This window comes from Acinetobacter sp. XS-4, from assembly GCF_023920705.1.
GTDB lineage: Bacteria > Pseudomonadota > Gammaproteobacteria > Pseudomonadales > Moraxellaceae > Acinetobacter.
The window spans coordinates 3,971,981-3,998,004 of record NZ_CP094657.1 but is presented as its reverse complement, the minus strand read 5'-3'; the positions used below and the strand labels follow the sequence as shown (position 1 = coordinate 3,998,004).

Sequence of the window (26,024 nt, the reverse complement as noted above, 5' to 3'; positions counted from 1 at the left end):
GCAATATTATTTTTACATAGATTCTGGTGCAGATACACCAAGCAATTCTAAACCATTGTGCAACACTTGTTGTACATTGATTGAAAGTAATAAACGTGCTTGTGTAAGCTCAGCATCATCGCTTAATACTTTATGTTCATTGTACCAAGCGTGGAACAAGGCAGCTAATTCTTTTAAGTAGTTACCCACCTGATGTGGTTCATACGCATTTGCAGCTCGCAATACTGCGTCTGGATAAGCTGCCAATTTAGCAAGAATCTCAGTTTCAGCATCAAGAGACAAGCGTGCTGCATGTGGGCGGGCAGTGTTTATATCGAATTGTAAGTTTGTGCTTGCTGCTTTTTCTAGCATGCGGCAAATACGTGCATGTGCATATTGGATGTAATACACAGCATTGTCTTTACTTTGTGAAACAGCAAGGTCAAGGTCGAAGTCAATGTGTTGTTCGCTCTTACGCATTACGTAGTAGAAACGAGCCGCGTCATTACCTACTTCTTTGCGTAAGTCACGTAAAGTCACGAACTGGCCTGAACGAGAAGACATTTGAACCATCTCGCCGCCACGCCATAAACTTACGAACTGAACTAAAAGTACAGTCAATTTTTTAGAGTCGTAACCCATTGCATCAATTGCTGCTTTTACGCGAGAAATATAGCCGTGGTGGTCAGAACCCCAAATATCGATTAGGTCGGTATAACCACGTTGTAGTTTATTTAAGTGATATGCAATATCTGATGCGAAATATGTAGTTTGGCCATTACGACGTTTAACAACACGATCTTTTTCATCACCAAATTCAGTTGATTTAAACCAGATGTTGCCATCTTTTTCATAAAGGAAGCCGCGTTGATCAAGTGTTTCTAACGCTTCATCAATTTTTGCACTAAGAGACGCTTCACTAAACCATTGATTGAAAGTTACACCGAAATCAGCAAGGTCATCTTTAATATCATCTAAAATGGCATGAAGAGCAGCTTGATGGAATACACGGTAGCCTTCACCTAGTAATTGTTGTGAATTGGCAATAAGACCATCAATATGTTTTTCTTTGTCGCCAGATAAAACGACTTTATTGCCATCGCTATCTAGTTCTTCTGCATATTGTACGTCTTCTGGCACATCTTTATAGACATCAGCCACGTCACGAAGGTAGGCATCGCCATCTTTATCAATAATAGTCTGTGCGATTTCTTTAACGTAATCGCCTTGATAAGCATTTTTTGGAAATACAAGGTTTTGACCAAGTAATTCTAAATAACGTAAATAAGTAGAAGTCGCCAAAATATCCATTTGACGGCCAGCATCATTCACATAGTATTCACGGTCAACTTTAGCACCAGTTGCTTCAAGTAACGTGGCAACAGTCATACCATATGCAGCGCCACGGCCATGTCCTACATGTAGACTAGACGTTGGGTTTGCAGAAACGAATTCGACTTGAATCTTTTTCGCTGCGTTTGCCTGACTGCGACCAAAAATTTCTTTTTGTGCTTGAATCTGGTCAAGAATAGCAAAGCGTTGATCTGCATTTAAAAAGAAGTTAATAAAACCAGGTCCTGCGATTTCAGCTTTACTGATATCTGCTACTTCTGGTAATGCAGCTAGAACTTTCTCAGCTAAATCACGTGGTTTCATACCAGCAGCTTTCGAGCCGATCATGGCAATATTAGAAGCAAAGTCGCCATGGCTTCGGTCTTTGGTGCGCGTTAAGTTGCTTGTGTTATTCCAGTCGGAAGGAAGCACGCCTTCTTGTTGAAGGTTTTGCACTGCATGGTCGAGAGCTGCTTGTATTGCCGTATTCATATCAATCGAAAATAGATGTCGCAGAAAAACGTCAAATATAGCAAATTTCCTATGCGTTAGGGGAGTGGATTTAATATTCCAGTAATTCTTTTTGTGCAACTTACTGAGTATTATTTTTTTAATGAATATTGCGGGGTGGACTATCTCATTATTATAAAAACAAATAAATACAAGCCTTCTGTGGCTTTTTAATCGGGAAATTATGCCGAAAACCTACTATTATTTCCTGAGAAAATATCTAGTAGTATTAAAATATATGGTTTAGGCTTTTAAATTTAAGAGAATAAAAGATTTTATGAAAACTTAAAATTATTAAGATGTTGATATTTATTGTTTATTTTTATATATGTTTTAACTAAATAGTCTTTAATTTTAACATCACAGTTTAAAATATCTATTTTGAAGGAATTAGGCTTAAGCTTATACGCACAAAGAGTTTTAGAGACCATACAAAAACGTGTTTTTCTCTACTCTAAGCTGGAAAATGAGATAGGCAATGATATCAGGACACCCAAGTAAACACCCCCTTTATATTCCATATGCAGGTTTTACACTTTTAGAGTTACCACTTTTAAATAAAGGTTCGGCTTTCACTGAAGAGGAAAGAAGTAACTTTAACTTACACGGTTTACTCCCCCATATTATTGAAACTATTGAAGAGCAGAGCCAGCGCTCTTATCAACAATATTGCGCTTTCACTGATGATATCAATCGACATATCTATCTGCGTAATATCCAAGATACTAATGAAACCTTGTTCTATCACCTAATCGAAAATCATCTTGAAGAAATGATGCCGATTATTTACACCCCAACAGTAGGTGAGGCATGTCAGCGCTTCTCTGATATCTATCGTCGTCATCGTGGTGTTTTTATTTCATATCCAGATCGTGATGTGATTGATGATATTTTGCAGAACGTAAATAAAAATAATGTAAAAGTCATCGTGATTACTGATGGTGAACGTATTTTAGGTCTTGGTGACCAAGGTATTGGCGGAATGGGAATTCCTATTGGAAAACTTTCGCTTTACACGGCTTGTGGTGGGATTAGTCCAGCTTATACATTACCAATCACAATTGATGTAGGAACGAATAACCCACAACTGTTAAATGATCCGATCTATATGGGCTGGCGTCAGCCACGTATTAGTGGCGATGAATATTACGCATTTGTAGATATGGTGATTGATGCTGTGAAGCGTCGTTGGCCAAAAGCATTAATTCAGTTTGAAGATTTCGCACAAAAAAATGCGATGCCACTTTTAGAAAAATATCGCGATAAAATTTGCTGTTTTAACGATGATATTCAAGGAACAGCGGCGGTATCGGTTGGTAGTTTGATTGCTGCGAGTCGTGCAGCGGGCAAGCAATTAAAAGATCAGAAAATTGCTTTCTTAGGCGCAGGTTCGGCAGGTTGTGGTATTGCAGAGCAAATTGTTGCTCAAATGGTTGCCGAAGGTCTAACTGATGCAGAAGCACGTGCTCGCGTTTATATGGTAGACCGTTTTGGTTTGATCACTGAGAATCAACCAAACTTGCTCGACTTCCAGCGTAAGTTGGCGCAAAAAGCTGAGGTGGTTGATCAGTGGGGCAATATTGAAGAAGTGATTTCACTGCTTGATGTTGTTAAAAATGCTAAGCCTACAGTGTTAATTGGTGTTTCTGGTCAGCCAGGTTTGTTCACAGAAGAAATCATTAAGACTTTAGCTGCAAATTGTGAACGTCCAATTGTTATGCCGTTGTCTAACCCAACTTCACGTGTTGAAGCTGTACCAGCTGATATTGTGGAGTGGACTGAAGGTAAAGCATTAATTGCAACAGGTAGCCCGTTTGCTCCTGTGAATCATCACGGCAAACTTTACAATATTTCGCAGTGTAATAACTCGTACATTTTCCCAGGCATTGGCTTAGGCGTGATTGCATCGGGCGCTAAGCGTGTGACCGAAAATATGTTAATGGCATCAAGTAGTGCTTTAGCAAATTGTTCTCCATTGCTTAAAGATCCACAAGCTGATTTGTTACCGCCGTTAGGTGAAATTCAACAAGTTTCTAGGGTTATTGCGTTTGAAGTTGCGAAAGCAGCTATGGCTGATGGTGTAGCTGTAACGATTAGTGATGATTTGCTGAAACAGAAAATTGATCAATCATTCTGGAAACCTGAATACCGCAAATATAAACGTATTCCTTTCTAAAAATGAGAGTGTAAAAAGAGGAGCTTAAGCTCCTCTTTTTTATTAATATGTCTCAGTTTCAATAAAACATAATTATGAGAACTTTTTCATGAAGAATATTTATATTTTAATTTTTATAGGCGCTTTAATGGCTTGTAGTGATAAAGATCCGCATAAAATGCAAAATGATTCTAATCATGAATCTGGTGTGGTGCAGACGGAGGCGAATAAATCACATTCTGCTGTAAGTAAGGCTTTACCTGTAAGTGAAAAGAAAGAGAGTGCAATTAAAACAAAAGAAGCTGATCAAATAGCTCAAATTTCTTGTTCAAATCCAAATATTACAGAATGGTATGGTTTCGATGAGGCAGTTGCTGAACCAAAGTGCGAAGTCGTAAAGAATTTCAAATTATCAGCTTATAAATGTGATATTTCCAAGAATGCCTTTGGTGCAGATAAAGATGCCATTTTATTGGAGAATCAAGACAAACGAATTTTTGTTTATTCAACTTCTAAAGATTGTAATGAAATGCTGGAAATAAGAAACTCTAACGCACCATAGGTTGCTGTTTTAAGATCTTATTTTTATTGATTTGTGCGAGAGATCCATAATATCTATATAAAATGACAACGTATTTATTTTACCTCTCTTCGGTCTGAAATAAAAAAGTAGCTACCTTGATAGCTACTTTTTTTAAATTTTACCCTTCTAGAATTTCTTCTAGTAATTCTTCACTAGGTGCAAAGTAATAAGCACCATCAAGTGGTGTCACGAAGTGTAATAGGCGGTCGTGAATACCATCTCCACTTGTACCGAACATACGCTTTAACATGGCATCAATAATGCTGAGGTCTTTAGTATAGGCAATGAAAAATAAGCCCTGATCGCCTCGACCATCGCCATAAGGAAGGCTATGACGCAAGATTTCCATTTCTTCGCCTTCATCATCTTCAACAACAGTGCGGGCAACATGGGCATTTTCTGGTTTAACGTCATCATCTAATTCAATAGATTCAAGTTTGGTGCGACCCATAACATTTTCTTGCGCATCAACTTTCAATTTTTTCCATTTTTCTAAATCATGAGCATAGCGCTGCGCGAAAATGAAACTACCATCGGCAAATACTCCAGCCTCTTCGGCTAGAAGAGCTGTTTCTGCACGGTCATCTGGGAACTGAGGATTTTCCGTGCCGTCTATAAAACCTGTCATATCTCGACCATCGAAATAGCGGAAGCAAACACGTTCATCAAGAACTTCGACTTGATCTTTAATACCTTCAAAAAACGCTTGGCTTAATGCAAAACAAATATCAGAGCGCATGCTGGCAATGTGAATAAGCACATCTGCTGGCACAGCTGGCATATTGAATGCACCTTGTTCTGGCTCAAGCTGTTTAAATCCTACAGGAATTTGCGAATAGAGCTGTTTCCATAGTTCGGGACCAAAAGCGACTGCTGTTTTAATTTGAGCATCAGAATGCTGAGTCATGAGGCGGTCACGTGCTTCAAATAAAGCTTCAATTTGTTTTTTTAATTCATCAATTGATAAGTCTTTTAAACGAAGAACAATGAAACGAGCATGATCTGATGGCAATGGTAAAATGACAGATTGAGCAGTCATTGGAAGGTATCTCCTCAATTATAATTTGGTATGAGCTTGAATTATTGTGCCTGATGCGAAGAGCTGTTAGTAGTCTATTTCTTGATTTTATTGTTTGAATTCTGACTAAGATAGCTTTATAAAACAGTATAATTCCACTTTTATAGTCTATTTTTCACTATGTCTCTGCAAGTTTGGTTTGCTTATATGTTGGCCTGTTGGGTAATTAGTATCTCACCGGGTGCGGGAGCAATTGCTTCAATGTCGAGTGGTCTAAACTATGGTTTTAGGCATGGATATTGGAACGCAATAGGTTTACAAATTGCTTTACTACTTCAAATTATGGTGGTGGCGGCAGGTGTAGGCGTTTTATTTGCAACGACACCTTTGGCTTTTCAGTTTGTTAAATGGTTTGGTGTGGTTTATTTGTTATATCTTGCTTATTTACAGTGGACGGCACCTGTAAAAGATATAGAAATCCAACAAGAAAAAAGAGATAAATCTGTATTTGCGCTATTGCTAAATGGCTTTGTAGTCAATATTAGTAATCCCAAAGCGATTGTATTTCTATTGGCTGTTTTACCCCAGTTTCTAGATTTGGGTAAGCCCCAGTGGATACAGTACCTGATTATGGCTGTAACAATGATTACGATTGATTTGATTGTAATGGCTGGATATACAGGGCTAGCATCAAAGGTTCTAAGATTACTTCGCTCCCCTAAACAGCAAAAATATTTGAATCGTGGTTTTGCTGTGATGTTTAGTTGTGCGGCTTTATTATTAAGTACAGTTCATCAGGCGTCCTAATTTAGGCCGCCTGTGTTTGATTTTTTAGCTTTTGAGTTATAAAAATAACAGCGAAAGTTAATGCCATACATAAAACAATACTCAAGCCTGTAGAGATATTGAGCGCTGCGCTTGACCATAGCCCCACACTTACCCCAAGCTGGGCTAACACGAACGCCCAAACGACCATTTGCTTTGGTGAATTTGCTAGTAAGCGGGCGCTTAAAGCAGGTATTACCAGTAAGGCACCCATAAGCAAAGAACCTACAGCACGCAAAGCTAAGACAGTAAATAAAGCCAATAAAAGCATGAAAATAAGACGTTGCCAGTTCGCATTTACCCCTTCACTAATTGCAATGTCCGGATCAATTGCAAACTGTATTTGCGGCTGCCAAAAGCGGTAAAGAATTGCGAGTGATAGCGCAATAATTAAAGTGAAAACAGGTAAGTCGGGCCAATCAATGCTGAGCAAGTCGCCAAATAAATAACTTAAAAGTTCTGGTCTTAAACTTGGAACATGTTGAATAAACAATAAACCGCTACAGAGTAATGTCGCTGAACATAAGGCTAAGAGCGCATCATTGGGTAAACGATTATCATGCAGGGCCCATAAAATTGCGACTAGTAAAACAGCAGTGCCTGCAACACCAAGCCAAAGAGGAAGACTTAAAGCACCTGCGATAGCAACCCCAAGTAATGTACCGTGTGCCATGGTGTCAGCAAAAAAAGACATGCGTCTCCACAGCATTAGACAACCAAGAGGTGCGGTTAAAAACACCAGCAAGGTTCCCATAATCCATGCGGGCAACAATAATTGTAACCATTCCATCATGGCTTAAGCTTCCGGTTCTGGGTGGATGTGTGGACGGTCGTTATGAGGGCAGGGGTGTGCTGCATCACCGTGAGCACAATGATCATGATGATGTTGATAGAAAACTCGTTGAGTTCCAAAGATAGCCTGATATTCAGGATGTTGTTGAATATTTTCAGGTAGCCCACTACAGCAAATATGCTTATTTAAACATACTACACGGTGTGTTCCTTCCATCACCCATTGTAAGTCATGGGAAACAATTAAGATCGCACAGCCATATCGTTCCGGCAGACTACGGACATACTCATAAAGTTCTGCTTCAGACTGAATATCTAAGCCTTGCATCGGTTCATCAAGAACTAAAATATCTGGTTGGCGAAGTAGTGCACGCGCTAGTAGTACGCGTTGGCGTTCACCACCGGAAAGTTGTTGTACTTTTGATTGTTGTAACTTTGAGATACCGGTGTCTTGAATAATTTCCTGACGCAGGGCAGGGGTACATTTTTCTAAATCAAGTAGATCCTGAACACGTAAAGGCAGGCTGTGTGAAGGATTGAATTTTTGTGGCACATACGCCATTTTGAGTTTTTTATAATTAATAATGCGTCCACTGCTCGGCTGGAGAATACCAAGTAGAACTTTAATCAGTGTTGATTTACCAGCACCATTTGGTCCGATCAAAGACACAATTTCGTTTTGATGTAGAGCAAAATCAACCTTTTTTAAAATTTCCCGACTATCACGATGAACAGAAACCTGCTCAAGCTGAATTAATACCGGATCTAACGAGTTGTGCGGCACTGTTGGCATTTCCCCGAAATTTCAATAATGCTGTGTTGAGCCACGAACTCATCTGACGCTGCAAGTTGGTCAAGCTGGTGAGTTAAACCTTGAGAAGAGGCTTCTTTAACCATGTGACATTCGGTGCAAATTAGGAATGCTGCTTGGTGGCCTTCGCGAGGGTGGCAACAGGGAATATAGGCATTAATAGAAGTTAGGCGATGGATCAAACCTTTTTCTAATAAAAAATCTAAAGTTCTATATACAGTTGGAGGAGCAGCCGGGCGATCAGTTTGACTTTTTATACGTGCGAGTAAGTCATAGGCGCCCATTGGACCTGAAGCATTTAAAATGAGTTCCAAAACTTCTTTGCGCAAAGGCGTAAGTCGTGCGCCAGTCGCAGAACATAAATTTTCTGCTTCAGCTAAACGGTTTGCGACATTATGGTGATCATGCACACCATGCAAAGAATCATGATGTTCATGCGAGCAGGAACTCATAGAAATAACCTCGAATTTTTAACGGAATATTAGCATGAAGCGATGCTTCATTCGATTAATCTTAGGTATTTTTGTAACTTTGTTATATTATAACATGCTTCGAGCTAATTTAAATTGATGGTCTGTCATGTTCCGTTTTTTTGTTTTCAGTATGTTCTCTCTTTTGAGTACGTTAGGGTGGAGTCAGGGTTTGGTGGTTTCTACACACCCGATCTATCTGATTGCAAAAGAAGTCACTCAAGGTGTTGAAGAACCACAACTCTTATTAAAGGGACAAACTGGGCATGACGTACAATTAACCCCAGCGCACCGTAAAGCAATTAATGATGCATCATTGGTGATCTGGTTGGGGAAGGCTCATGAAGCACCTCTAAATAAATTGTTAGGTAATAATAAGAAAGCAATTGCCTTATTAGATAGTGGCATAGTTTCTATTTTACCTCTGCGTAGTACACGCGGTGCGGCTTTACCTAATACAGTAGATACCCATGTGTGGTTAGAACCTAACAATGCGGTTCGAATCGGTTTCTTTATTGCAGCTTTACGTTCTCAGCAGCATCCTGAAAATAAGGCAAAATATTGGAATAATGCCAATATCTTTGCTCGCAAAATGTTTCAGGCAGCACAAGCTTATGACAGTACAAGTAATGGTAAGCCATATTGGTCATATCATGATGCCTATCAATATTTAGAACGCTCTTTAAACTTAAAGTTTGCAGGTGCTTTGACAGATGATCCTCATGTTGCACCAACAGCAGCTCAAATTAAGTATCTTAATGATAATCGACCAAAAGATCAGATGTGTTTGTTGGCGGAAAGTTTTACCACTAAAAGTCAGTATCAAAAATTAGGTAACATTACTTTTCAGCCTGTAGACGAGAGCATGAATAACGAGGATGATTTCGTCACTGCATGGAAGAAACTGGCTATAAAAACAGATAAATGTGTATTAAGTACGCAAAAGTAAGATAAAAAATAAACAAAGGCTGACTGTAGCGTCAGCACCACCTGTCATGAAAAACCCCGACTAAAGTCGGGAAAAGATTGCATGTTCAGGGGTGTAACTCTATAATGCCTGCGATTAAAAGCGATCATCAGCTAAACTTGTCAAGCATTTATGCTGTGAGTGGATAAATAATGAGCCGAACTAGTCGCTTGATTGACCGACGATTAGCAAAAGCTTTGGTCTTCTTACAAGCATGTATGATCCCTGTTTCCGCCCTCGTGGCGTGGAGCATAAAAGACATGACAGCAGCATTAAGTGCGGCACTTGGTGCACTGGTTTGCTGGCTTGCTATGGGTTATTTCTCTTGGCAATCCTTCAGAACAGCAGGTGCGAGAGCATCAAAACAAGTGCTGTCTAACATGTATAGGGGCATGTTAGGCAAATTTGCAATCATGATCGTTGGATTTATTTTGATTTTGAGCAATGTTAAACCTTTATCACCGTTAGCATTGCTGTTTGGTTTTATTCTCGTTCAGGCAATGTCGTGGGTCGCTCCGTTTTGGGTGTCACGTCAACAAAAACGGGTGTAGAAACAAGAAGAATTGAAGATTTTTTGGAGGGTGGCGAGATATCGACAGTACGCCGATGTTCGTAACCCTTCTTTTTAGTAATTGACATTGACCAGGTGTGATTTATGGCTGCTGAAGAACATGCCCTCACTTCGACAGAGTATATCAAGCATCACTTGACCAATATGACCTATGGCAAAATGCCAGACGGTACATGGAAATTGGCTGAGACTGCTGAAGAAGCTCATTCGATGGGGTTCACTGCAATTCACTTGGATTCAATGGGTTGGTCAATTGGCCTTGGTGTTATTTTCTGTTTGATGTTCTGGATCGTTGCGAAAGCTGCTAATGCAGGTGTTCCAACTAAATTCCAGTCTGCAATTGAAATGATCATCGAGTTTGTTGACTCAAGTGTCCGTGATACTTTTCATGGCAAATCACGTTTAATCGCTCCGCTTGCACTCACTATTTTCGTGTGGATTTTCCTCATGAACTTAATGGACTTGATCCCAGTTGACTGGATTCCTCAAGTTGCAGCGTTTGTAGGTGCAAACGTATTTGGTATGAACCCTCACCACGTTTACTTCAAGATCGTTCCATCTACAGATCCAAACATTACTTTAGGTATGTCTTTATCTGTATTTGTACTTATCTTGTTCTACAGCATCCGCGAAAAGGGTGTTAGTGGTTTCGTAGGTGAATTGGCACTTAACCCATTTAACCCAAGTAATCCAGTTGCAAAAGCGTTGCTTATTCCAGTGAACTTGATTTTGGAATTGGTAACATTCCTTGCTCGTCCGATTTCATTAGCTCTCCGACTATTCGGTAACATGTATGCCGGTGAGTTGATCTTTATCCTAATTGCTTTATTGCCGTTCTGGATTCAATGGGCGTTGTCTGTGCCTTGGGCGATCTTCCACATTCTTGTAATCACGTTGCAGGCATTCATCTTTATGATGCTTACCATCGTTTACTTGAGCATGGCAAGCGAAAAACATTAATGGTATTGCCTAACTATCAAACGATGGTTGGGCTGAATTTTTTTTAATTTAATTTGGTAATAACCTAACCTCTGAGGAATTTTTCATGGAACTCACTTTAGGTCTAGTTGCAATTGCATCTGCTATCTTGATCGCTTTCGGTGCTTTAGGTACTGCGATTGGTTTTGGTCTTTTGGGTGGTCGCTTTCTAGAAGCTGTAGCTCGTCAACCAGAATTGGCTCCACAACTTCAAACTCGTATGTTCTTAATCGCGGGTCTTCTTGATGCTGTGCCTATGATCGGTGTTGGTATTGGCTTGTTCTTCATCTTCGCTAATCCATTTGTAGGTTAATCATCTTAATTCCTAAATCCACTATTTGAGGAATTGCAATGAATATCAACCTCACATTGATTGGTCAAGCGATTGCGTTTGCATGCTTTGTTGCATTCTGCATGAAGTTTGTTTGGCCACCACTAATCAATGCGATTAGTGAGCGTCAGCGTAAAATTGCTGATGGCTTAAATGCAGCAGAAAAAGCGAAAGCTGATCTTGCCGATGCACAATCGCAAGTAAAGCAAGAGCTTGATGCAGCTAAAGCACAAGCGGCTCAATTGATCGAACAAGCGAACCGTCGTGCAGCACAATTGATCGAAGAAGCGCGTACTCAAGCTGCGGCTGAAGGTGAGCGTATTCGTCAACAGGCTAAAGAAGCTGTTGATCAAGAAATCAATTCTGCTCGCGAAGAATTACGTCAACAAGTAGCTGCCTTGGCAGTAACTGGCGCAGAAAAAATCCTGAACCAGCAAGTTGACGCAGATGCTCATAATGCCATGCTGTCACAGCTGGCTGCTAAACTTTAAGAGAGGCGAATCATGGCTGAACTCTTGACGTTGGCACGTCCGTATGCCAAAGCAGCATTTGCTTATGCTTCTGAGCAAGGTGCAACAGACAATTGGTCGAATGCGTTACAAGTGCTCAGTGCTGCGGTGCAAGACGAAGCATTTTCCGCTTATTTAAATCGCCCTGAACTTACTCCTGTGGAGCAAGTGAAGCTTTTTGCTAAAGTTTTAGGTGAAGATCAATCTCAAGCAGTGTCTAACTTTTTGACACTTCTTGCAGATAACGATCGTTTAATGTTGTTACCTGAAATTGAAGCAGAATATGAACAGCTTAAATCACAGAATAACAACAATGTGGATGTCGTGATTGAATCGGCTTTCCCATTAACTGCTGAACAAGAACAACTGTTGAAATCTGCTTTAGAAAAGCGTTTTAACAGTACTGTAACTGTTTCAGTTGAAGTTAAACCTGAGCTTATTGCAGGTGTTGTAATTCGTGCAGGCGATCAAGTGATAGATGATTCTGCGCTTAACAAGCTTGAAAAAATGCGTACTCGTCTTCTTGCATAATGCAAATGATGAAGACTGAACTAATAAAAGATTGAGGAATAGCGCAATGCAACAACTGAATCCATCCGAGATCAGTGCGCTCATTAAACAGCGTATCGGAGATCTGGACACCAGCGCGACCGCTAAAAACGAAGGTACCATTGTTATGGTATCCGACGGTATCGTGCGCATTCACGGTCTTGCTGATGCAATGTACGGTGAAATGATCGAATTCGACGGCGGCTTATTTGGTATGGCACTGAACCTAGAACAGGATTCAGTGGGTGCCGTTGTTTTAGGTAACTACCTAAGCCTTCAAGAAGGTCAAAAAGCTCGTTGTACAGGTCGTGTATTAGAAGTTCCAGTTGGTCCTGAACTTCTTGGCCGTGTTGTCGACGCTTTGGGTAACCCAATTGATGGTAAAGGCCCAATTGATGCGAAATTAACTGATGCTGTTGAAAAAGTAGCACCAGGTGTAATTTGGCGTCAATCTGTAGATGAGCCTGTTCAAACTGGTTATAAATCAGTTGATACAATGATTCCTGTTGGCCGTGGCCAACGTGAGTTGATTATTGGTGACCGTCAAACTGGTAAAACAGCGATGGCGATCGATGCGATTATCGCTCAGAAAAATTCTGGCATTAAATGCGTATACGTTGCGATTGGTCAAAAACAATCAACAATTGCAAACGTTGTGCGTAAGCTAGAAGAAACTGGCGCTATGGCGTATACAACTGTTGTCGCTGCTGCGGCTGCTGATCCTGCTGCAATGCAGTACTTAGCTCCGTACTCTGGCTGTACAATGGGTGAATACTTCCGTGACCGCGGTGAAGATGCTCTTATCATTTATGATGATTTGTCTAAGCAAGCAGTTGCTTACCGTCAAATTTCATTGCTTTTACGTCGTCCACCAGGTCGTGAAGCGTATCCGGGTGACGTATTCTATCTTCACTCACGTCTTCTTGAACGTGCTTCACGTGTATCTGCTGACTACGTTGAGAAATTCACTAATGGCGCAGTAACTGGTCAAACTGGTTCTTTAACTGCATTGCCAATTATTGAAACTCAAGCGGGTGACGTATCTGCATTCGTACCAACGAACGTAATTTCGATTACTGACGGTCAGATCTTCTTAGAAACATCATTATTCAACGCAGGTATTCGTCCTGCTGTGAACGCGGGTATCTCTGTATCTCGTGTTGGTGGTTCTGCTCAAACTAAGATCATCAAAAAATTGTCTGGTGGTATCCGTACTGCTTTAGCACAATACCGTGAATTGGCTGCGTTTGCTCAGTTCGCTTCTGACCTTGATGAAGCAACTCGTAAACAACTTGAACATGGTCAACGTGTAACTGAGTTAATGAAGCAAAAGCAATATGCTCCTTACTCAATTGCTGACCAAGCTGTTTCTGTTTATGCATCTAACGAAGGCTATATGGCTGACGTAGAAGTTAAGAAAATCGTAGACTTTGATGCTGCGTTAATTTCTTACTTCCGCTCTGAATATGCTCCGTTGATGAAACAAATCGATGAAACTGGTGATTACAACAAAGACATCGAAGCAGCAATCAAAGCAGGTATTGAAAGCTTTAAAGCGACTCAAACTTACTAAGTTCAGTTTTAGTTAAGTTTGGTTCACGGATCAACCTTCGGAAGCTCGAAAGAGCTTTCGAATACTAGGTTAAGCGTATGGCAAATTTAAAAGAAATTCGCGCCAAAGTAGCTAGTATCAAGAGCACGCAAAAGATTACTCGCGCGATGCAAATGGTAGCTGCTTCTAAAATGCGTCGTGCGCAAGAGCGCATGGCTCAGGGCCGTCCGTATGCCGATAATATGCGCCGTGTAATTGCTCACTTAGTCCAAGCAAACCCTGAATACAAACACCGTTATATGGTTGATCGCCCAGTTAAGCGTGTTGGCTATATCGTAGTGTCTTCAGATCGTGGTTTGGCAGGTGGCTTGAACATTAACTTGTTCAAGAAAGTTGTGCAGCATGTCAAAGCACAACAACAGCAGTCAATTGAAGTTGAATTTGCTTTAATTGGTCAAAAAGCGGTTTCGTTTTTTAAGAATTACGGCGGTAAAGTGCTTGGTGCAACTACCCAACTTGGCGATGCGCCGAGTTTGGAACAGTTAACTGGCTCAGTTCAAGTTATGCTTGATGCATTTGATAAGGGCGAATTAGATCGTATCTACCTCGTATCAAATGGCTTCATTAATGCAATGACTCAGCAGCCTAAAGTAGAACAACTTGTTCCTTTAGCACCAGCAGAAGAAGGCGATGATCTCAACCGTACTTATGGTTGGGACTATATCTACGAACCAGAAGCAGAAGAATTGTTAAATGGTTTGTTGGTTCGCTATATCGAGTCTATGGTTTATCAAGGTGTGATTGAAAACGTTGCATGTGAGCAGTCAGCTCGTATGGTCGCGATGAAAGCAGCGACAGACAACGCAGGACAACTGATTAAAGACCTACAACTCATTTACAACAAGCTGCGTCAAGCCGCGATTACTCAGGAAATTTCCGAGATCGTTGGCGGTGCCGCTGCCGTTTAACATTATTAAGTTTGAATTGAGGAGACAGCAATGAGTAGCGGTCGTATCATTCAGATCATCGGCGCGGTTATCGACGTCGAGTTTGAGCGCAATAGCGTTCCTAAGATCTATGACGCTCTCCAAGTTGACGGTACTGAAACTACATTAGAAGTTCAGCAACAGCTTGGCGATGGTGTTGTTCGTACCATCGCAATGGGTTCTACAGAAGGTCTTAAACGTGGCCTTAACGTAACCAGCACAAATGCACCGATTTCTGTTCCAGTAGGTCCAGCTACGCTTGGTCGTATTATGGACGTTTTGGGTCGCCCAATTGATGAAGCAGGTCCTGTAGCGACTGAAGAGCGTTTGCCGATTCACCGTCAAGCACCTTCTTATGCTGAACAAGCAGCTTCTACTGATCTTTTAGAAACTGGTATTAAAGTCATCGACTTACTTTGCCCATTTGCAAAAGGTGGTAAAGTTGGTTTGTTCGGTGGTGCTGGTGTTGGTAAAACCGTTAACATGATGGAGTTGATCAACAACATCGCGAAAGCTCACTCAGGTTTATCTGTGTTTGCTGGTGTTGGTGAACGTACTCGTGAAGGTAACGACTTCTATCACGAAATGAAAGATTCTAACGTTCTTGACAAAGTAGCAATGGTCTACGGTCAGATGAACGAGCCACCAGGTAACCGTTTACGCGTAGCGTTAACTGGTTTGACGATGGCTGAATACTTCCGTGATCAAAAAGACGAAAATGGTAAAGGTCGTGACGTATTATTATTCGTCGACAACATCTACCGTTATACACTTGCAGGTACTGAAGTATCAGCATTGTTAGGTCGTATGCCATCTGCGGTAGGTTACCAACCTACACTTGCAGAAGAAATGGGTGTTCTTCAAGAGCGTATTACGTCTACTAAATCTGGTTCGATCACATCGATCCAAGCAGTATATGTACCTGCCGATGACTTAACAGATCCATCGCCTGCAACTACATTTGCTCACTTAGATGCAACAGTAGTATTGAGCCGTGACATCGCATCTTCTGGTATCTATCCAGCGATCGATCCACTTGACTCAACTTCACGTCAGTTAGACCCATTAGTTGTTGGTCAAGAGCATTATGAAATTGCACGTTCTGTACAGAACATTTTGCAACGTTATAAAGAGCTTAAAGACATCATCGCAATCTTGGGTATGGATGAGTTAGCTGAAGAAGATAAATTGGTTGTTTACCGTGCGCGTAAAATCCAACGTTTCTTCTCTCAACCATTCCACGTAGCTGAAGTGTTTACTGGTGCTCCTGGTAAATTAGTATCGCTTAAAGAAACGATTCGTGGCTTTAAAGGTCTATTAGCTGGTGAATACGATCACATCCCAGAACAAGCGTTCTATATGGTTGGTGGTATTGACGAAGTGATTGCTAAAGCTGAGAAACTCTAATTTAAGGAGATCATCTCATGGCGACTATGCAATGTGATGTCGTAAGTGTTAAAGAGTCTATTTACTCTGGCGCAGTAACGATGTTAATCGCGAAAGGTTCTGGTGGTGAGCTTGGTATTTTACCAGGGCACGCTCCACTCGTAACCTTGCTTCAACCGGGCCCGATTCGTGTTCAGTTGGAAAATGGTACAGAAGAAATCGTCTATGTATCTGGCGGTGTTTTAGAAGTTCAACCTCATGTTGTGACGGTTCTTGCAGATACTGCAATCCGTGCAGACAATTTGGATGAAGCTGCAATTTTAGAAGCACGTAAACATGCTGAACAATTGCTTGCGAACCAAAAGAGTGATTTGGACTCTGCTGCTGCTTTGGCTGCCTTGGCAGAAACAGCTGCACAGCTTGAAACTATTCGTAAAATCAAAAACCGCGCACTTTAAGTGTGGGTTTGAGATAAAAAAAGCCACCGTAAGGTGGCTTTTTTTATGATATGTATTTTAGATTAAGAGTCAGTTTTTGAATCTGATTTTTCATCTCCAGCCATAATCATAGCTGCGAGTTTAACCATATCCATTTGAATGGTATTCAGTTGCTTTTCAATTTTGTCAAAATTGATTTGATCTAATTTCCCGTTTAATAGCGGCATGCTAAGAGCTTGTTGATTGGCCTGTAATAAACTTTGGCGGATATTCTCAATTTCCTGACTTTTGATATCCAAGGTGAGAAGAGCTTGATTTAAACCTTGCAATTGCTGTTTTAAAGTTGCAACAGTTGTTTTTAATTCATTTTGATCTTTATCTTGAATTGCTTGTTCAACGTCAAGTTGAGTATCTTTAAGTTGTTCAACATAATCTCCAGCTTTAAGTTGTAAATTAGCTGCATCTCGAACCATATAAAAAATATTACCGCTTTTAAGTTCATTTTTACTCTGAGCGATATCTGACTCTTGGCGTTCAATAGATTGATCAGATGTCTGTTCGTTTATTTCAGTATTTTCTTGTGCAGTAGCATGGTCTTGTGCCTGATCACACCCGAGTAAAAGCATGCCTGAGGCAAAAATTACAAAAGGAAGAAAAGCACCCTGTAAAACTTTTTTCATAACTACAAACAACATCAAATAAAGCAAAAGGTACTATAGGCATAAAATATGGAGAAAGATTGTATTTTTGCAAACAAACAACACTTTGACCAGATAATAAAAAAGAGCGTAGAAAACGCTCTTTTTTACGTTTTTTTAAAACGTTATTTTGCTAATTCTGCTTCAACTGCTTTAACGATTTGTTCATCATCTGCAGTTATGTTTGGGGCAAAACGTGCTACTACTTCGCCATTTTTATTAATTAAGAATTTTTCGAAGTTCCATAAAACTTCTGGAGCTGGATTAGTTGGAATACCTAAACCTTCTAAACGCTCACGGAAAGGGCCTTCACCGGCACGTTCTGGTTGAGCGGCTGTCAAAGTTGCATAAAGTGGATGCTTATCTTCACCTGCAACAGACACTTTAGAAAATAAAGGGAAGTGAACATCGTAATTTAATGAACAGAATTGCTGAATTTCTTCATCAGAACCTGGTTCTTGTTCTTTAAAGTTGTTTGCAGGGAAACCTAAAATTTCAAGACCTTGATCTTTCTTTGCTTGATAAAGCTTTTCTAGACCTTCGTATTGAGGAGTTAAACCACATTTAGAAGCAGTGTTTACAATAAGTAAAACCTTACCTTTGTATTGTTCAAGATCAACCGTTTCGCCTGAAATGGCTTTTACTGGAATGTGATATACAGATTGTGTCATGAGTCTTTCCTAAAGATTTTAATTGATATCAAGTAACGCATTTGTTTTAACTGCTATTGAGGGGTAGTGCAATAATATTCGTGTTCAAAAAAGAAAAAGTTTTTAAAGATAAACTGAATTTTAGTTATTTCTGATTTGAATAGGCGTTTGCCCAGTATAGCGTTTAAAAAACTCGATAAAACTTGAGCTATGTTGGTAACCTAAATCGTATGCTAAACGTTTAATGGATGTCCCTTGGCGGATCTGATGAATGGCATAAACAATTTTGGCTCGGTTACGCCATTCTGACAATGAAAGCTGAAGCTCTTGTTGACTCAAACGTAATAAATGGCGATCACTGACCGAGAAGTTTTGAATTAATTGTTGTAAAGAATGATCAAAAAGTAAGGGGTCTGAAAGTTTTTCTAGAATAGGTAATAAAACAGGATGGCGTGTTTGCGGTAAATAGTGTGAATATGCAGGTGCTTGTTTGAGTTGATCGAACAAAACTTGTAGAAGATGCTCTAAATATTCAGGGTTTTCGATTTGTTTTTGCTGTTCGAGAATTTGTAAAACTAAGGTTCGAAAGAAAGGCTGAATACTAAAGCATTTACAGACGTCACCTAAAATAGAACAGAGGCTAGGGTGTAGTCGAATACAGATATAGTGAATTTCGTGATCGATATGAGTAGATTGATGAACCGTTTGAGGTGGAATCCAAAGCCCATAGCTTGGGGGAGACAAGTAGATTTGTTCCTCTACTTGCATTTCCAAAATGCCATTCAAACTGAAATTAAAATCTCCCCAGAGAGATGCGTGAGGACGAACAATATCTTCTTTTTGGTATAGAAATTCATGAACTTCTATACTGTTCAATAAAGAAAATTGCTGGTCCTCATTTTTCATTTATGTGCTCTGATTCATATTTTAATTTTCACAAGTAGCTTTAGGATTATTTAAACCTTTTGCTAAGGTAAATGTACTCAGTAATGCTAGGGCAACAAAGCTTAATACACCATAAATTAAAGTATTTTCATTGAAATGATCAACTACATATCCACCTAATAATGAACCTGTCGCAATCATCACCTGAAACATACCTACAAAAAGTGGCATACCTTTTTCAACTGCATTTGGTGCATGGACAAACATCCAGATATTTGCTGAGGTAGGGAAAGCACCAAATGCGAAGCCCCATAAAGCTGTTAAGACAATAGCACCAAATTCATGAATGGCAAAAAGTGGAAATCCAAAAAATACAATCGCAAAACAAGCACTAACAAAGGCAAGAGTATATCGGACATTTAAATTACCGCTATATCCGGCAAATGCATTTCCGAAAATACCTGCAATTCCATAGAGCAATAGTAATGAACTAATTGTTGTGCCGTTAAAGCCTGCAATATTTTTGAAGAAAGGTGCTAAATAGCTATAGGCACAAAAATGAGCAAGTCCGATCAGTAAAACAATCAACATACCACTACGTGCTTTAGGAGTACGTAATAATGCTGGTAAGTCTCTTATATGAATTGCGGAGTCTGGAACAAGTTTAGGTAAGAAGATTAATTGTAAGATTAAAACAATTAAACCAATTCCTGCTGTAATTCCAAAAGCACTGCGCCAACCATAAAACTCACTTAACCATGTTCCAATCGGAACACCTAAAACTGTCGCAAAAGTTACACCAGCCATTACTACAGCTGTTGCTTTCGCAATAGGAAGATGCGAGGGAGCTAATTTCCCACTTAAAGCAATTGCTGTCGCCCAGAATCCACCAATTGAAATACCTAAAATTAAGCGACTGAGTAATAAAATATGGAAGTTTTCTGCAAAGGCAGTAATGGTATTGGCAATGACCATAATGGCTGTCAGCAAGATAAGCACATAACGCCGATCAAGTTGTTTTACAGATACAGGTAATAGAGGGGCGGCAATTGCTGCCATAATGCCGGGTACAGTAATAATAAGACCTGCTGTACCTACAGAAATATTTAAATCTGTTGCAACACTATTTAAAACACCAACAGGTAAAAATTCACTTGTTACTAATGCAAACGCTGCAATCGCAACGGCCAAAATGGCAAACCAGCTCCCTTGAGGGGAGGTCGTGGGTCGCGCTTTAGAAATAGAAGATTGGTCCATAGGAAATCCTTACTTGGCTAAATTTAGAGTGAAGAAAGGCAATTTATTAATTAACTAACGATCATTATGAAAATAAAATAGTTGATAAAAAATCGAACGTCAATTAATTTAATAACGATTGTTATAAAAATAGATGTGATCTTTATGACAAATAGGCATGAAACGAATTTAGCTGTTACAGAAGACGCTCTGAAAAAAAAGCGTGGACGCCCTAAATGCTTTGATGAACAACAGGTTTTGCAAAAAGCAATGTTGCTGTTTTGGGAGCATGGTTATGAAGCAACGTCTATTAGTGATTTAACACAAGCTTTGGAAATTACAGCACCTAGCTTGTACAGTGCCTTCGGCGACAAAGAAGGGTTGTTCTACAGATGTGTTGATTACTATTTAGCTCATGAAGGATGTCCAATTGACACTATATTTGTAGAAGCAAAAACTGCAAAAATTGCTGTTGAGTTATATCTTTATGACATTGTTAAAAGATTGGTTCAGCCGAATAAGCCAGCAGGTTGTATGGTGGTTGTTGCTGCTATGAATTGCTCTGATGCAACTCAAGATGTACAGCAAAACCTATTAGATAAGCGCATAAAGACAAAAGAAAAATTATTAAAACGCCTTCAGCAAGGTGTGGAGCAAGGGGATTTATCTTCTCATGCACCTTTACAGGAAGTGACTGATTTTTATACTACTGTTATTCAAGGGCTTACTATTCAAGCGAGAGATGGTGCGAGTAGTGAGCAATTACATAAAGTGGTAGGGCATGCCGTGAAAGCTTGGGCATTATTTTAGATTCTAGAAAAAGATGATGTCCTAAGTTCAATATCAATGTCGGAAATACGATATTTCAATTTATTAAGACATTCTTCAAAATAAAATCTCTTTTGTAGATGGTGTATTACTATGAGTCAGGTCATGAAATATCACAAATGGGCATTTATTTTTCCCATTTTGGCAGTACTGATTTGGTCTTTAAACATTGTAGTCACCCGCTATGTCTCGGATTATATTTCTCCAGTAAGCATTAGCTTCTATCGGTGGCTAATCGCTTTTATTATTTTGACTCCATTTATGTTTATGCCTGTGTGGAGACAAAGACGACTAGTAATACCATATTTGCCTAAGTTGGCTGTGTTAAGTGCATTTGGGATGGTGCTTTATCAAGGGCTTGCTTATACGGCTGCCCATTATACCAGTGCAACCAATATGGGTATTGTGAATGCATTTATCCCTATATTTACGATCTTTGTTTCGCTTGCCATTTTAAAAGATGTACCTAATCGATATGCAGTTTTTGGCAGTATTTTATCTTTCGCTGGTTTGTTATATGTCATGTCCCAAGGGAATATTAGCCAGTTATTAAGTGGAGGTGGACATCTTGGTGATGCATTAATGATTATTGCTGTATTTTTCTATGCATTTTATGGCGTTTTCCTTAAAAAGTGGCAGCTACCTCTACCAATCATGACGAGCTTATATGTCCAGATTGGTTTTTCTGTTGTGTTTCATCTGCCTTTAATTTTCTGGTTTGGACTGGATGCTTTAAATGCACAAAATGCGCCAAGCGCTATTTATGCAGGAGTATTTGCTTCACTCATTGCGCCTTTAGTTTGGATGTTAGCTGTTCAGCAATTAGGTCCTAATAGAACTAGTATTTTCATGAACTTGGTTCCAGTCTTTACCGCAATTATTGCAAGCGTTTGGTTGTCTGAGCAGTGGACTATTTATCACACAATAGGTGGCGTAATAATTTTAATTGGTATCGTTATGGCTCAAAAGAAGGTGAGCTCTAAAAAGAGTGAACTCATACAAGAGCAAAACTAAAGCGGTTAAAAAAACTATGGCATATTTTTAAAAAACTGATAAAAATATGCCATTTTTTTATTAGTTAAAGTTTTTCTATATGATTTATAAATAGTTTATAAAAATAGATTGAAATATAAATATTAAAAAAGCCGAATAAAAATATTAATATAATTTTAATTATTAAGCGAAAAACCTTAAATTCCCTACACTTTTCATGTTTTTTTTAGAGAAATAATATATTTCTCACATTTGATCACTTACTACATAATAGCGACCACTACGAAAGATGCTGTTTTTTGCAAATTATCTTTCGTTGCAGAGATATCCAAACCCTCTGGATGCGGTATATACCCATCCTTTTTTATGCTCAGTTATCCCTATATAACTGAGCTTTTTTTTGTCTGAGATTAGGCGCGGATAATCTCTCCAGTGAGAGCATTAATAATTCTACTTGGCTGCTGACTTTGGCCTAAATCACCATTGAGATAGTTTAATTGTGAACCAAAGTATTGGCAGGCGTCTTGTAGTGAATGAGCAGGCTCTTGCCCACTTGGGTTGGCACTGGTCGAGACAATAAACCCATGAAAAGCATTGCATAATGCTACACATAAAGGATGCGTGGTCACTCGAACAGCGACAAGAGGATGTTCACCTTTAATCCATGAAGGAATATGTTCGCCAGCAGGTAATAGCCAAGTTGTAGCTCTTTCTGAAAGTTTGTGATTCGTCCAACAATCAATAATTTCGTGTTGAGTCGCTTCAGGTAAAGAGGCCAACAGGTGTTCAACTTGACTAATATGACCTGCTAATAAAATGACCCCTTTTTGAATAGGTCTTTGTTTCAGCTCTAGAATTTTTTGGAAAGCTTGTTCATCAAAAGGGTCACAACCTAGCCCCCAAACGGCCTCAGTTGGATACGCCAAGACTTGACCTTGATGTAAACTTTCGGCTGCTTCGGTAACTGAGGTGGTAATCATGGTAATACTCTTCCTTTCAATCAGACAGAATTGCTGTTGTGCGCGCCTTTACTAAGAGCGACAACGTAAATACAGTCCTGATTGTTGCATACATAAACCAAGTAGTTCTAGTTCCATGAGTGAAGAGGTGAGTTCTGCCACAGTCTGAGAATGGTGTAGAACAAGCTGATCAATATTTTGTCCGACCCAGTCTAAAGACTGGTAAAGGTTAATTAAATGCTCAGGAATTTCTGGGGCGCAAGCAACGACTACCTCCTCAGTTGAGTTTTGCTGTTGGCTTTGCCATTGGGTAGGTAAAGCAAGGTCCTCAACAATCTGTTCAGGATGATCGACTAAAATGGCTCCCTCACGAATGAGCTGATGGCAACCTTGATGGAACTCACTATAAATATGGCCAGGAATAGCAAATACTGTTTTACCTTGTTCGGCAGCTTTGTTGGCAGTAATGAGAGAACCACTTTTTAAAGTCGCTTCTACCACTAACACCCCTAAACTCAGACCACTAACAATTCGGTTCCTGCGAGGGAAATGCTGTTGTAAGGGCGGCGTACCTGGCAAAAACTCAGTAATAATGGCGCCGTTTTGAGCCAAGATCTGCTCTGCAAGTTTTTTATTTTGAGCTGGGTAGGTACTATCTAAACCTGTTCCCGTTACTGCAATAGTACGTTGATGTGCTGAAGCTCCTTGGTGAGCAGCTTCGTCAATGCCATATGCCAAGCCACTACTTACGTAAAAACCTTTTTCACTTAAGTAATACGCAAAATCATAAGCAACCTGACGACCATGTGGGCTTGGTTTTCGACTACCTACAATTGCAACTTGTGGTTGCAATAAGGCTTGAGCTTGGCCTTTTCCAAAAATGATGGGTGGATGGTCTGTATATGGTAATAATTGCGTAGGATAGCCAGAATCATCTGAGGTTAAAATAAAGTCCGTATGTTGCTGGATCTGCTGAATCAGTTTTTCAAATTGAGCCTGACCCTGAGCAGTTTGAAATTCATCTACACGTTTTAAATGATTAGCATGTAATCCGAGATTGCGCCATTCGGACAACCCCGTAGGTTGGACCGCCTTTTCACAGCTACCAAAATAATCGACAATTTTTTTGAAACTAACTAAAGAGTGCTGCACCAAATACCACACTTTAAGCGTGTGGTAATGGTGTGAAGAAAGTTGAGTGAGCATTGTAAAGTGTATATCCAGCGTTAATCATCAAAACGAGGTGGCTGAATACTTGAACCTACTTTAATAGGTAAGTCACTTTCTAATACATAGGCATAGCTAAGCTGATCAAAGGTTCCAAAAACCATCAGACTACCAATCTGTTGTCCAGGTAATTGTATTGGTTCTTTGGTTTTTGGATCTCGAATGGTTTCACCTTTTTGGGTAATATCAAAAACTTGCCCCACTTGAATCCCTTGTGCTGCACCTCGGTCCAAAGTCACCACACTATTTTTGGCAGCGCTACCAATTGAACCCATTACACGAATGATCTTTCCGGCATCTGTAACTTGTTTGGCATCTACTGGATAAAATAAAGTAGGCAGTGTTGCATCTTCTTCTGGCATAACCCGATCGCCACGACGGACTTCGGAATCGTAGCTATCAGTTAACTCAAGTGTTGTTATGTCCTTTTCAGAAGAGATGGCAATCCCTGAGGCAACTTGTTGTAGTTCAATACCTAGACTGTGCTTTTTACCTTTACTGTCTGTGAAATAGTAAGGTTCACCTTCACGGTAAACTGCATAACGTTGACCATTAACTAAACCTTGTCCGCGTGCATAAATAGTTTGACCTTTTGCTGCAAGCACACGTTGATCGGCAGTTCCCACGATATATGGAGTATGTTCAATTGCATCGGCTGGTAAAATTGTGCTGTGTTCCAACCACTGTTTGATATGTTCAAGCGGAATAACAGGTACGTTATCGTTGAGAGATTCCACGCGAACTTGAGGTTGCAAGTTTGTCATTTGGCCTGTGTAGCGACGAATAATGCCAACACAACCATCTCCCTCATCCTTACCTATTAATGGTCGACCAGCTAAACTGCATAACAATAATCGGTCACCAGGATAAATCCAGTGTGGATTTTTGACATGTTGATTATTTGCCCAGATTTCTGGCCAGCGCCAAGGTTTAGTTAGGAAATGACCGGAAATATCCCACAGGGTATCTCCGCGTTTTACAACGTAGACATGTGGTGCATTACTTTTTAGAGAGGGTGGATTATGGTTCGGACTAGCAGCATGAACCTCTGCTACTGTACCCATTGCAACCCCTGTAAAAAGTGCGAAAGCAAGTAAATGCTTTTTTATCCCCAAAGCATGAAATTCAACCATGCCGTTAAAAACCTTTTTCATTATGATAATTCCTAAAAATTATGCGTGCAGATGCGTTATAATAGGCGGCTTACACACAATTTTTCGATGAAGTATTTCCTTCATTTGGTTTTTCAATCAATGGCATAAGTGAGGACGTCAGTATGGCCTTATTACCTATTTTAAGTTTTCCTGATCCCCGTCTTCGTACCATTGCTAAGCCTGTTGAAGAAGTTACTGATGAAATTCGTCAACTTGCAGCAGATATGCTTGAAACCATGTATGCCGCACCCGGTATTGGTTTAGCAGCTTCACAGGTAGATCGTCATATTCAGTTAATCGTTATAGATTTATCTGAAGCTAAAGATGAACCCTTGGTTTTTATTAACCCCAAAATCACTCCACTGACAGAAGATAAGCAGCAGTACGAAGAAGGCTGCCTATCGGTGCCACAAATATACGATAAAGTTGAGCGCCCGTCACGTGTGAAAATTGAGGCAATTAACCTTGAAGGTCAAGCATTTGAGATAGAAGCTGATGGACTTCTCGCTGTTTGTATCCAACATGAAATGGATCACTTAAATGGCAAATTATTTGTGGATTATTTGTCGCCACTTAAACGTCAGCGTGCTCGAGAAAAAGTCGAAAAAGTTGTTCGTCAACGTGAGCGTGAAAAAGTTGCAGTAAAACGTTAA

At 39.9% G+C, this 26,024-nt stretch carries 28 protein-coding genes; 16 read left to right on the top strand and 12 right to left on the bottom strand.

Annotated elements, in window-relative coordinates:
* Positions 1-12: 12 nt before the first annotated feature.
* Entirely contained in the window at positions 13-1,803 is a 1,791-nt protein-coding gene (gene argS, locus MMY79_RS18595) for an arginine--tRNA ligase (protein WP_252610844.1), read from the bottom strand.
* A gap of 496 nt (positions 1,804-2,299) precedes the next feature.
* Between argS and MMY79_RS18590 the strand changes: the two genes are divergently transcribed.
* On the top strand, positions 2,300-3,997 hold the full coding sequence (locus MMY79_RS18590) for an NAD-dependent malic enzyme (RefSeq protein ID WP_191900737.1): 1,698 nt from the start codon (positions 2,300-2,302) through the stop codon (positions 3,995-3,997).
* A gap of 88 nt (positions 3,998-4,085) precedes the next feature.
* A complete protein-coding gene (locus MMY79_RS18585) occupies positions 4,086-4,538 on the top strand; it encodes a hypothetical protein (protein ID WP_252610842.1) in 453 nt (150 codons plus the stop codon).
* A gap of 139 nt (positions 4,539-4,677) precedes the next feature.
* Here MMY79_RS18585 and MMY79_RS18580 read toward each other — a convergent pair whose 3' ends face one another.
* Complete coding sequence (locus MMY79_RS18580) at positions 4,678-5,598, bottom strand: Dyp-type peroxidase (protein ID WP_252610840.1); 921 nt, start codon at positions 5,596-5,598, stop codon at positions 4,678-4,680.
* Between the two features lie 159 nt (positions 5,599-5,757).
* On the opposite strand from MMY79_RS18580, the gene MMY79_RS18575 reads away from it, so the two are divergent.
* Entirely contained in the window at positions 5,758-6,384 is a 627-nt protein-coding gene (locus tag MMY79_RS18575) for a LysE family transporter (RefSeq protein WP_252610838.1), read from the top strand.
* 1 nt (position 6,385) lies between these two features.
* On the opposite strand, the gene znuB is transcribed toward MMY79_RS18575, so the two are convergent.
* The 3 genes from znuB to MMY79_RS18560 are packed head-to-tail and all read right to left on the bottom strand — an operon-like array spanning position 6,386 to position 8,457.
* The gene (znuB, locus tag MMY79_RS18570; RefSeq protein ID WP_004795302.1) at positions 6,386-7,195 is read right to left on the bottom strand and encodes a zinc ABC transporter permease subunit ZnuB; all 810 of its coding nucleotides are present in this window, start codon (positions 7,193-7,195) and stop codon (positions 6,386-6,388) included.
* Positions 7,196-7,198: 3 nt separating this feature from the next.
* A complete protein-coding gene (gene znuC, locus MMY79_RS18565) occupies positions 7,199-7,987 on the bottom strand; it encodes a zinc ABC transporter ATP-binding protein ZnuC (RefSeq protein WP_252610836.1) in 789 nt (262 codons plus the stop codon).
* Entirely contained in the window at positions 7,960-8,457 is a 498-nt protein-coding gene (locus MMY79_RS18560) for a transcriptional repressor (protein WP_005309148.1), read from the bottom strand. The genes znuC and MMY79_RS18560 overlap by 28 nt, the downstream gene beginning before the upstream one ends.
* 127 nt (positions 8,458-8,584) lie before the next feature.
* Between MMY79_RS18560 and MMY79_RS18555 the strand changes: the two genes are divergently transcribed.
* The 10 genes from MMY79_RS18555 to MMY79_RS18510 all read left to right on the top strand — a co-directional run bounded on the left by MMY79_RS18555 (position 8,585) and on the right by MMY79_RS18510 (position 16,762).
* Positions 8,585-9,424 (top strand): zinc ABC transporter substrate-binding protein, encoded by an 840-nt coding sequence (locus tag MMY79_RS18555; protein WP_252610834.1) that lies wholly within the window; start codon positions 8,585-8,587, stop codon positions 9,422-9,424.
* Positions 9,425-9,594: 170 nt separating this feature from the next.
* Complete coding sequence (locus MMY79_RS18550; protein WP_252610832.1) at positions 9,595-9,993, top strand: ATP synthase subunit I; 399 nt, start codon at positions 9,595-9,597, stop codon at positions 9,991-9,993.
* 104 nt (positions 9,994-10,097) lie between these two features.
* Positions 10,098-10,973: a F0F1 ATP synthase subunit A gene (gene atpB / locus MMY79_RS18545; protein ID WP_252610830.1), complete on the top strand. Its 876-nt coding sequence runs from the start codon at positions 10,098-10,100 to the stop codon at positions 10,971-10,973.
* A gap of 85 nt (positions 10,974-11,058) precedes the next feature.
* Positions 11,059-11,304 carry a F0F1 ATP synthase subunit C gene (gene atpE / locus MMY79_RS18540; protein WP_000424060.1) on the top strand — a complete coding sequence of 82 codons (246 nt, stop codon included), beginning with the start codon at positions 11,059-11,061 and terminating at the stop codon, positions 11,302-11,304.
* A 38-nt stretch (positions 11,305-11,342) separates the two neighbouring features.
* Complete coding sequence (locus MMY79_RS18535) at positions 11,343-11,813, top strand: F0F1 ATP synthase subunit B (protein ID WP_009387442.1); 471 nt, start codon at positions 11,343-11,345, stop codon at positions 11,811-11,813.
* A 12-nt stretch (positions 11,814-11,825) separates the two neighbouring features.
* Positions 11,826-12,362, top strand: coding sequence for a F0F1 ATP synthase subunit delta (locus MMY79_RS18530; RefSeq protein WP_003655534.1), 537 nt, complete (start codon positions 11,826-11,828; stop codon positions 12,360-12,362).
* Positions 12,363-12,408: 46 nt separating this feature from the next.
* Positions 12,409-13,953: a F0F1 ATP synthase subunit alpha gene (atpA, locus tag MMY79_RS18525; protein WP_002114049.1), complete on the top strand. Its 1,545-nt coding sequence runs from the start codon at positions 12,409-12,411 to the stop codon at positions 13,951-13,953.
* Between the two features lie 77 nt (positions 13,954-14,030).
* Positions 14,031-14,900: a F0F1 ATP synthase subunit gamma gene (atpG, locus tag MMY79_RS18520; protein ID WP_016139574.1), complete on the top strand. Its 870-nt coding sequence runs from the start codon at positions 14,031-14,033 to the stop codon at positions 14,898-14,900.
* A 30-nt stretch (positions 14,901-14,930) separates the two neighbouring features.
* Positions 14,931-16,325 carry a F0F1 ATP synthase subunit beta gene (atpD, locus tag MMY79_RS18515; RefSeq protein ID WP_003655528.1) on the top strand — a complete coding sequence of 465 codons (1,395 nt, stop codon included), beginning with the start codon at positions 14,931-14,933 and terminating at the stop codon, positions 16,323-16,325.
* 17 nt (positions 16,326-16,342) lie between these two features.
* Positions 16,343-16,762, top strand: a complete 420-nt coding sequence (locus MMY79_RS18510; protein WP_252610829.1) for a F0F1 ATP synthase subunit epsilon — start codon at positions 16,343-16,345, stop codon at positions 16,760-16,762.
* 62 nt (positions 16,763-16,824) lie between these two features.
* On the opposite strand, the gene MMY79_RS18505 is transcribed toward MMY79_RS18510, so the two are convergent.
* The 4 genes from MMY79_RS18505 to MMY79_RS18490 form a co-directional block, all read right to left on the bottom strand.
* Entirely contained in the window at positions 16,825-17,421 is a 597-nt protein-coding gene (locus MMY79_RS18505; protein WP_252610828.1) for a hypothetical protein, read from the bottom strand.
* Between the two features lie 143 nt (positions 17,422-17,564).
* On the bottom strand, positions 17,565-18,110 hold the full coding sequence (locus MMY79_RS18500; protein WP_252610827.1) for a glutathione peroxidase: 546 nt from the start codon (positions 18,108-18,110) through the stop codon (positions 17,565-17,567).
* 120 nt (positions 18,111-18,230) lie between these two features.
* Entirely contained in the window at positions 18,231-18,995 is a 765-nt protein-coding gene (locus tag MMY79_RS18495; protein WP_252610826.1) for an AraC family transcriptional regulator, read from the bottom strand.
* A 21-nt stretch (positions 18,996-19,016) separates the two neighbouring features.
* Positions 19,017-20,231, bottom strand: coding sequence for an MFS transporter (locus MMY79_RS18490; RefSeq protein WP_005309158.1), 1,215 nt, complete (start codon positions 20,229-20,231; stop codon positions 19,017-19,019).
* Positions 20,232-20,366: 135 nt separating this feature from the next.
* On the opposite strand from MMY79_RS18490, the gene MMY79_RS18485 reads away from it, so the two are divergent.
* A complete protein-coding gene (locus tag MMY79_RS18485) occupies positions 20,367-21,020 on the top strand; it encodes a TetR/AcrR family transcriptional regulator (RefSeq protein ID WP_252610825.1) in 654 nt (217 codons plus the stop codon).
* Between the two features lie 111 nt (positions 21,021-21,131).
* Positions 21,132-22,052 carry a DMT family transporter gene (locus MMY79_RS18480; protein WP_252610824.1) on the top strand — a complete coding sequence of 307 codons (921 nt, stop codon included), beginning with the start codon at positions 21,132-21,134 and terminating at the stop codon, positions 22,050-22,052.
* Positions 22,053-22,441: 389 nt separating this feature from the next.
* Here MMY79_RS18480 and MMY79_RS18475 read toward each other — a convergent pair whose 3' ends face one another.
* Genes MMY79_RS18475 through MMY79_RS18465 form a run of 3 tightly spaced genes read right to left on the bottom strand, consistent with a single transcriptional unit; the run spans position 22,442 to position 25,371 of the window.
* The gene (locus tag MMY79_RS18475; protein ID WP_252610823.1) at positions 22,442-23,011 is read right to left on the bottom strand and encodes a Sua5/YciO/YrdC/YwlC family protein; all 570 of its coding nucleotides are present in this window, start codon (positions 23,009-23,011) and stop codon (positions 22,442-22,444) included.
* A 51-nt stretch (positions 23,012-23,062) separates the two neighbouring features.
* The gene (dprA, locus tag MMY79_RS18470; RefSeq protein WP_252610821.1) at positions 23,063-24,196 is read right to left on the bottom strand and encodes a DNA-processing protein DprA; all 1,134 of its coding nucleotides are present in this window, start codon (positions 24,194-24,196) and stop codon (positions 23,063-23,065) included.
* Positions 24,197-24,216: 20 nt separating this feature from the next.
* Positions 24,217-25,371: a LysM peptidoglycan-binding domain-containing protein gene (locus MMY79_RS18465; RefSeq protein ID WP_252610819.1), complete on the bottom strand. Its 1,155-nt coding sequence runs from the start codon at positions 25,369-25,371 to the stop codon at positions 24,217-24,219.
* A 122-nt stretch (positions 25,372-25,493) separates the two neighbouring features.
* Between MMY79_RS18465 and def the strand changes: the two genes are divergently transcribed.
* The gene (def, locus tag MMY79_RS18460; protein ID WP_004795267.1) at positions 25,494-26,024 is read left to right on the top strand and encodes a peptide deformylase; all 531 of its coding nucleotides are present in this window, start codon (positions 25,494-25,496) and stop codon (positions 26,022-26,024) included.

Excerpts from the sequence above, each read along its gene's own strand:
- MMY79_RS18490 (WP_005309158.1), bottom strand. The coding sequence starts at position 20,231 with ATGGACCAATCTTCTATTTCTAAAGCGCGACCCACGACCTCCCCTCAA.
- atpG (WP_016139574.1), top strand. The coding sequence starts at position 14,031 with ATGGCAAATTTAAAAGAAATTCGCGCCAAAGTAGCTAGTATCAAGAGC.
- dprA (WP_252610821.1), bottom strand. The coding sequence starts at position 24,196 with ATGCTCACTCAACTTTCTTCACACCATTACCACACGCTTAAAGTGTGG.
- MMY79_RS18575 (WP_252610838.1), top strand. The coding sequence starts at position 5,758 with ATGTCTCTGCAAGTTTGGTTTGCTTATATGTTGGCCTGTTGGGTAATT.
- MMY79_RS18560 (WP_005309148.1), bottom strand. The coding sequence starts at position 8,457 with ATGAGTTCCTGCTCGCATGAACATCATGATTCTTTGCATGGTGTGCAT.
- argS (WP_252610844.1), bottom strand. The coding sequence starts at position 1,803 with ATGAATACGGCAATACAAGCAGCTCTCGACCATGCAGTGCAAAACCTT.
- MMY79_RS18510 (WP_252610829.1), top strand. The coding sequence starts at position 16,343 with ATGGCGACTATGCAATGTGATGTCGTAAGTGTTAAAGAGTCTATTTAC.
- atpA (WP_002114049.1), top strand. The coding sequence starts at position 12,409 with ATGCAACAACTGAATCCATCCGAGATCAGTGCGCTCATTAAACAGCGT.
- MMY79_RS18495 (WP_252610826.1), bottom strand. The coding sequence starts at position 18,995 with ATGAAAAATGAGGACCAGCAATTTTCTTTATTGAACAGTATAGAAGTT.
- MMY79_RS18580 (WP_252610840.1), bottom strand. The coding sequence starts at position 5,598 with ATGACTGCTCAATCTGTCATTTTACCATTGCCATCAGATCATGCTCGT.
- atpB (WP_252610830.1), top strand. The coding sequence starts at position 10,098 with ATGGCTGCTGAAGAACATGCCCTCACTTCGACAGAGTATATCAAGCAT.
- znuC (WP_252610836.1), bottom strand. The coding sequence starts at position 7,987 with ATGCCAACAGTGCCGCACAACTCGTTAGATCCGGTATTAATTCAGCTT.
- MMY79_RS18475 (WP_252610823.1), bottom strand. The coding sequence starts at position 23,011 with ATGATTACCACCTCAGTTACCGAAGCAGCCGAAAGTTTACATCAAGGT.
- MMY79_RS18465 (WP_252610819.1), bottom strand. The coding sequence starts at position 25,371 with ATGAAAAAGGTTTTTAACGGCATGGTTGAATTTCATGCTTTGGGGATA.
- MMY79_RS18505 (WP_252610828.1), bottom strand. The coding sequence starts at position 17,421 with ATGAAAAAAGTTTTACAGGGTGCTTTTCTTCCTTTTGTAATTTTTGCC.
- MMY79_RS18500 (WP_252610827.1), bottom strand. The coding sequence starts at position 18,110 with ATGACACAATCTGTATATCACATTCCAGTAAAAGCCATTTCAGGCGAA.
- atpE (WP_000424060.1), top strand. The coding sequence starts at position 11,059 with ATGGAACTCACTTTAGGTCTAGTTGCAATTGCATCTGCTATCTTGATC.
- MMY79_RS18585 (WP_252610842.1), top strand. The coding sequence starts at position 4,086 with ATGAAGAATATTTATATTTTAATTTTTATAGGCGCTTTAATGGCTTGT.
- def (WP_004795267.1), top strand. The coding sequence starts at position 25,494 with ATGGCCTTATTACCTATTTTAAGTTTTCCTGATCCCCGTCTTCGTACC.
- MMY79_RS18590 (WP_191900737.1), top strand. The coding sequence starts at position 2,300 with ATGATATCAGGACACCCAAGTAAACACCCCCTTTATATTCCATATGCA.
- MMY79_RS18555 (WP_252610834.1), top strand. The coding sequence starts at position 8,585 with ATGTTCCGTTTTTTTGTTTTCAGTATGTTCTCTCTTTTGAGTACGTTA.
- MMY79_RS18550 (WP_252610832.1), top strand. The coding sequence starts at position 9,595 with ATGAGCCGAACTAGTCGCTTGATTGACCGACGATTAGCAAAAGCTTTG.
- MMY79_RS18535 (WP_009387442.1), top strand. The coding sequence starts at position 11,343 with ATGAATATCAACCTCACATTGATTGGTCAAGCGATTGCGTTTGCATGC.
- znuB (WP_004795302.1), bottom strand. The coding sequence starts at position 7,195 with ATGATGGAATGGTTACAATTATTGTTGCCCGCATGGATTATGGGAACC.
- MMY79_RS18480 (WP_252610824.1), top strand. The coding sequence starts at position 21,132 with ATGAGTCAGGTCATGAAATATCACAAATGGGCATTTATTTTTCCCATT.
- MMY79_RS18530 (WP_003655534.1), top strand. The coding sequence starts at position 11,826 with ATGGCTGAACTCTTGACGTTGGCACGTCCGTATGCCAAAGCAGCATTT.
- atpD (WP_003655528.1), top strand. The coding sequence starts at position 14,931 with ATGAGTAGCGGTCGTATCATTCAGATCATCGGCGCGGTTATCGACGTC.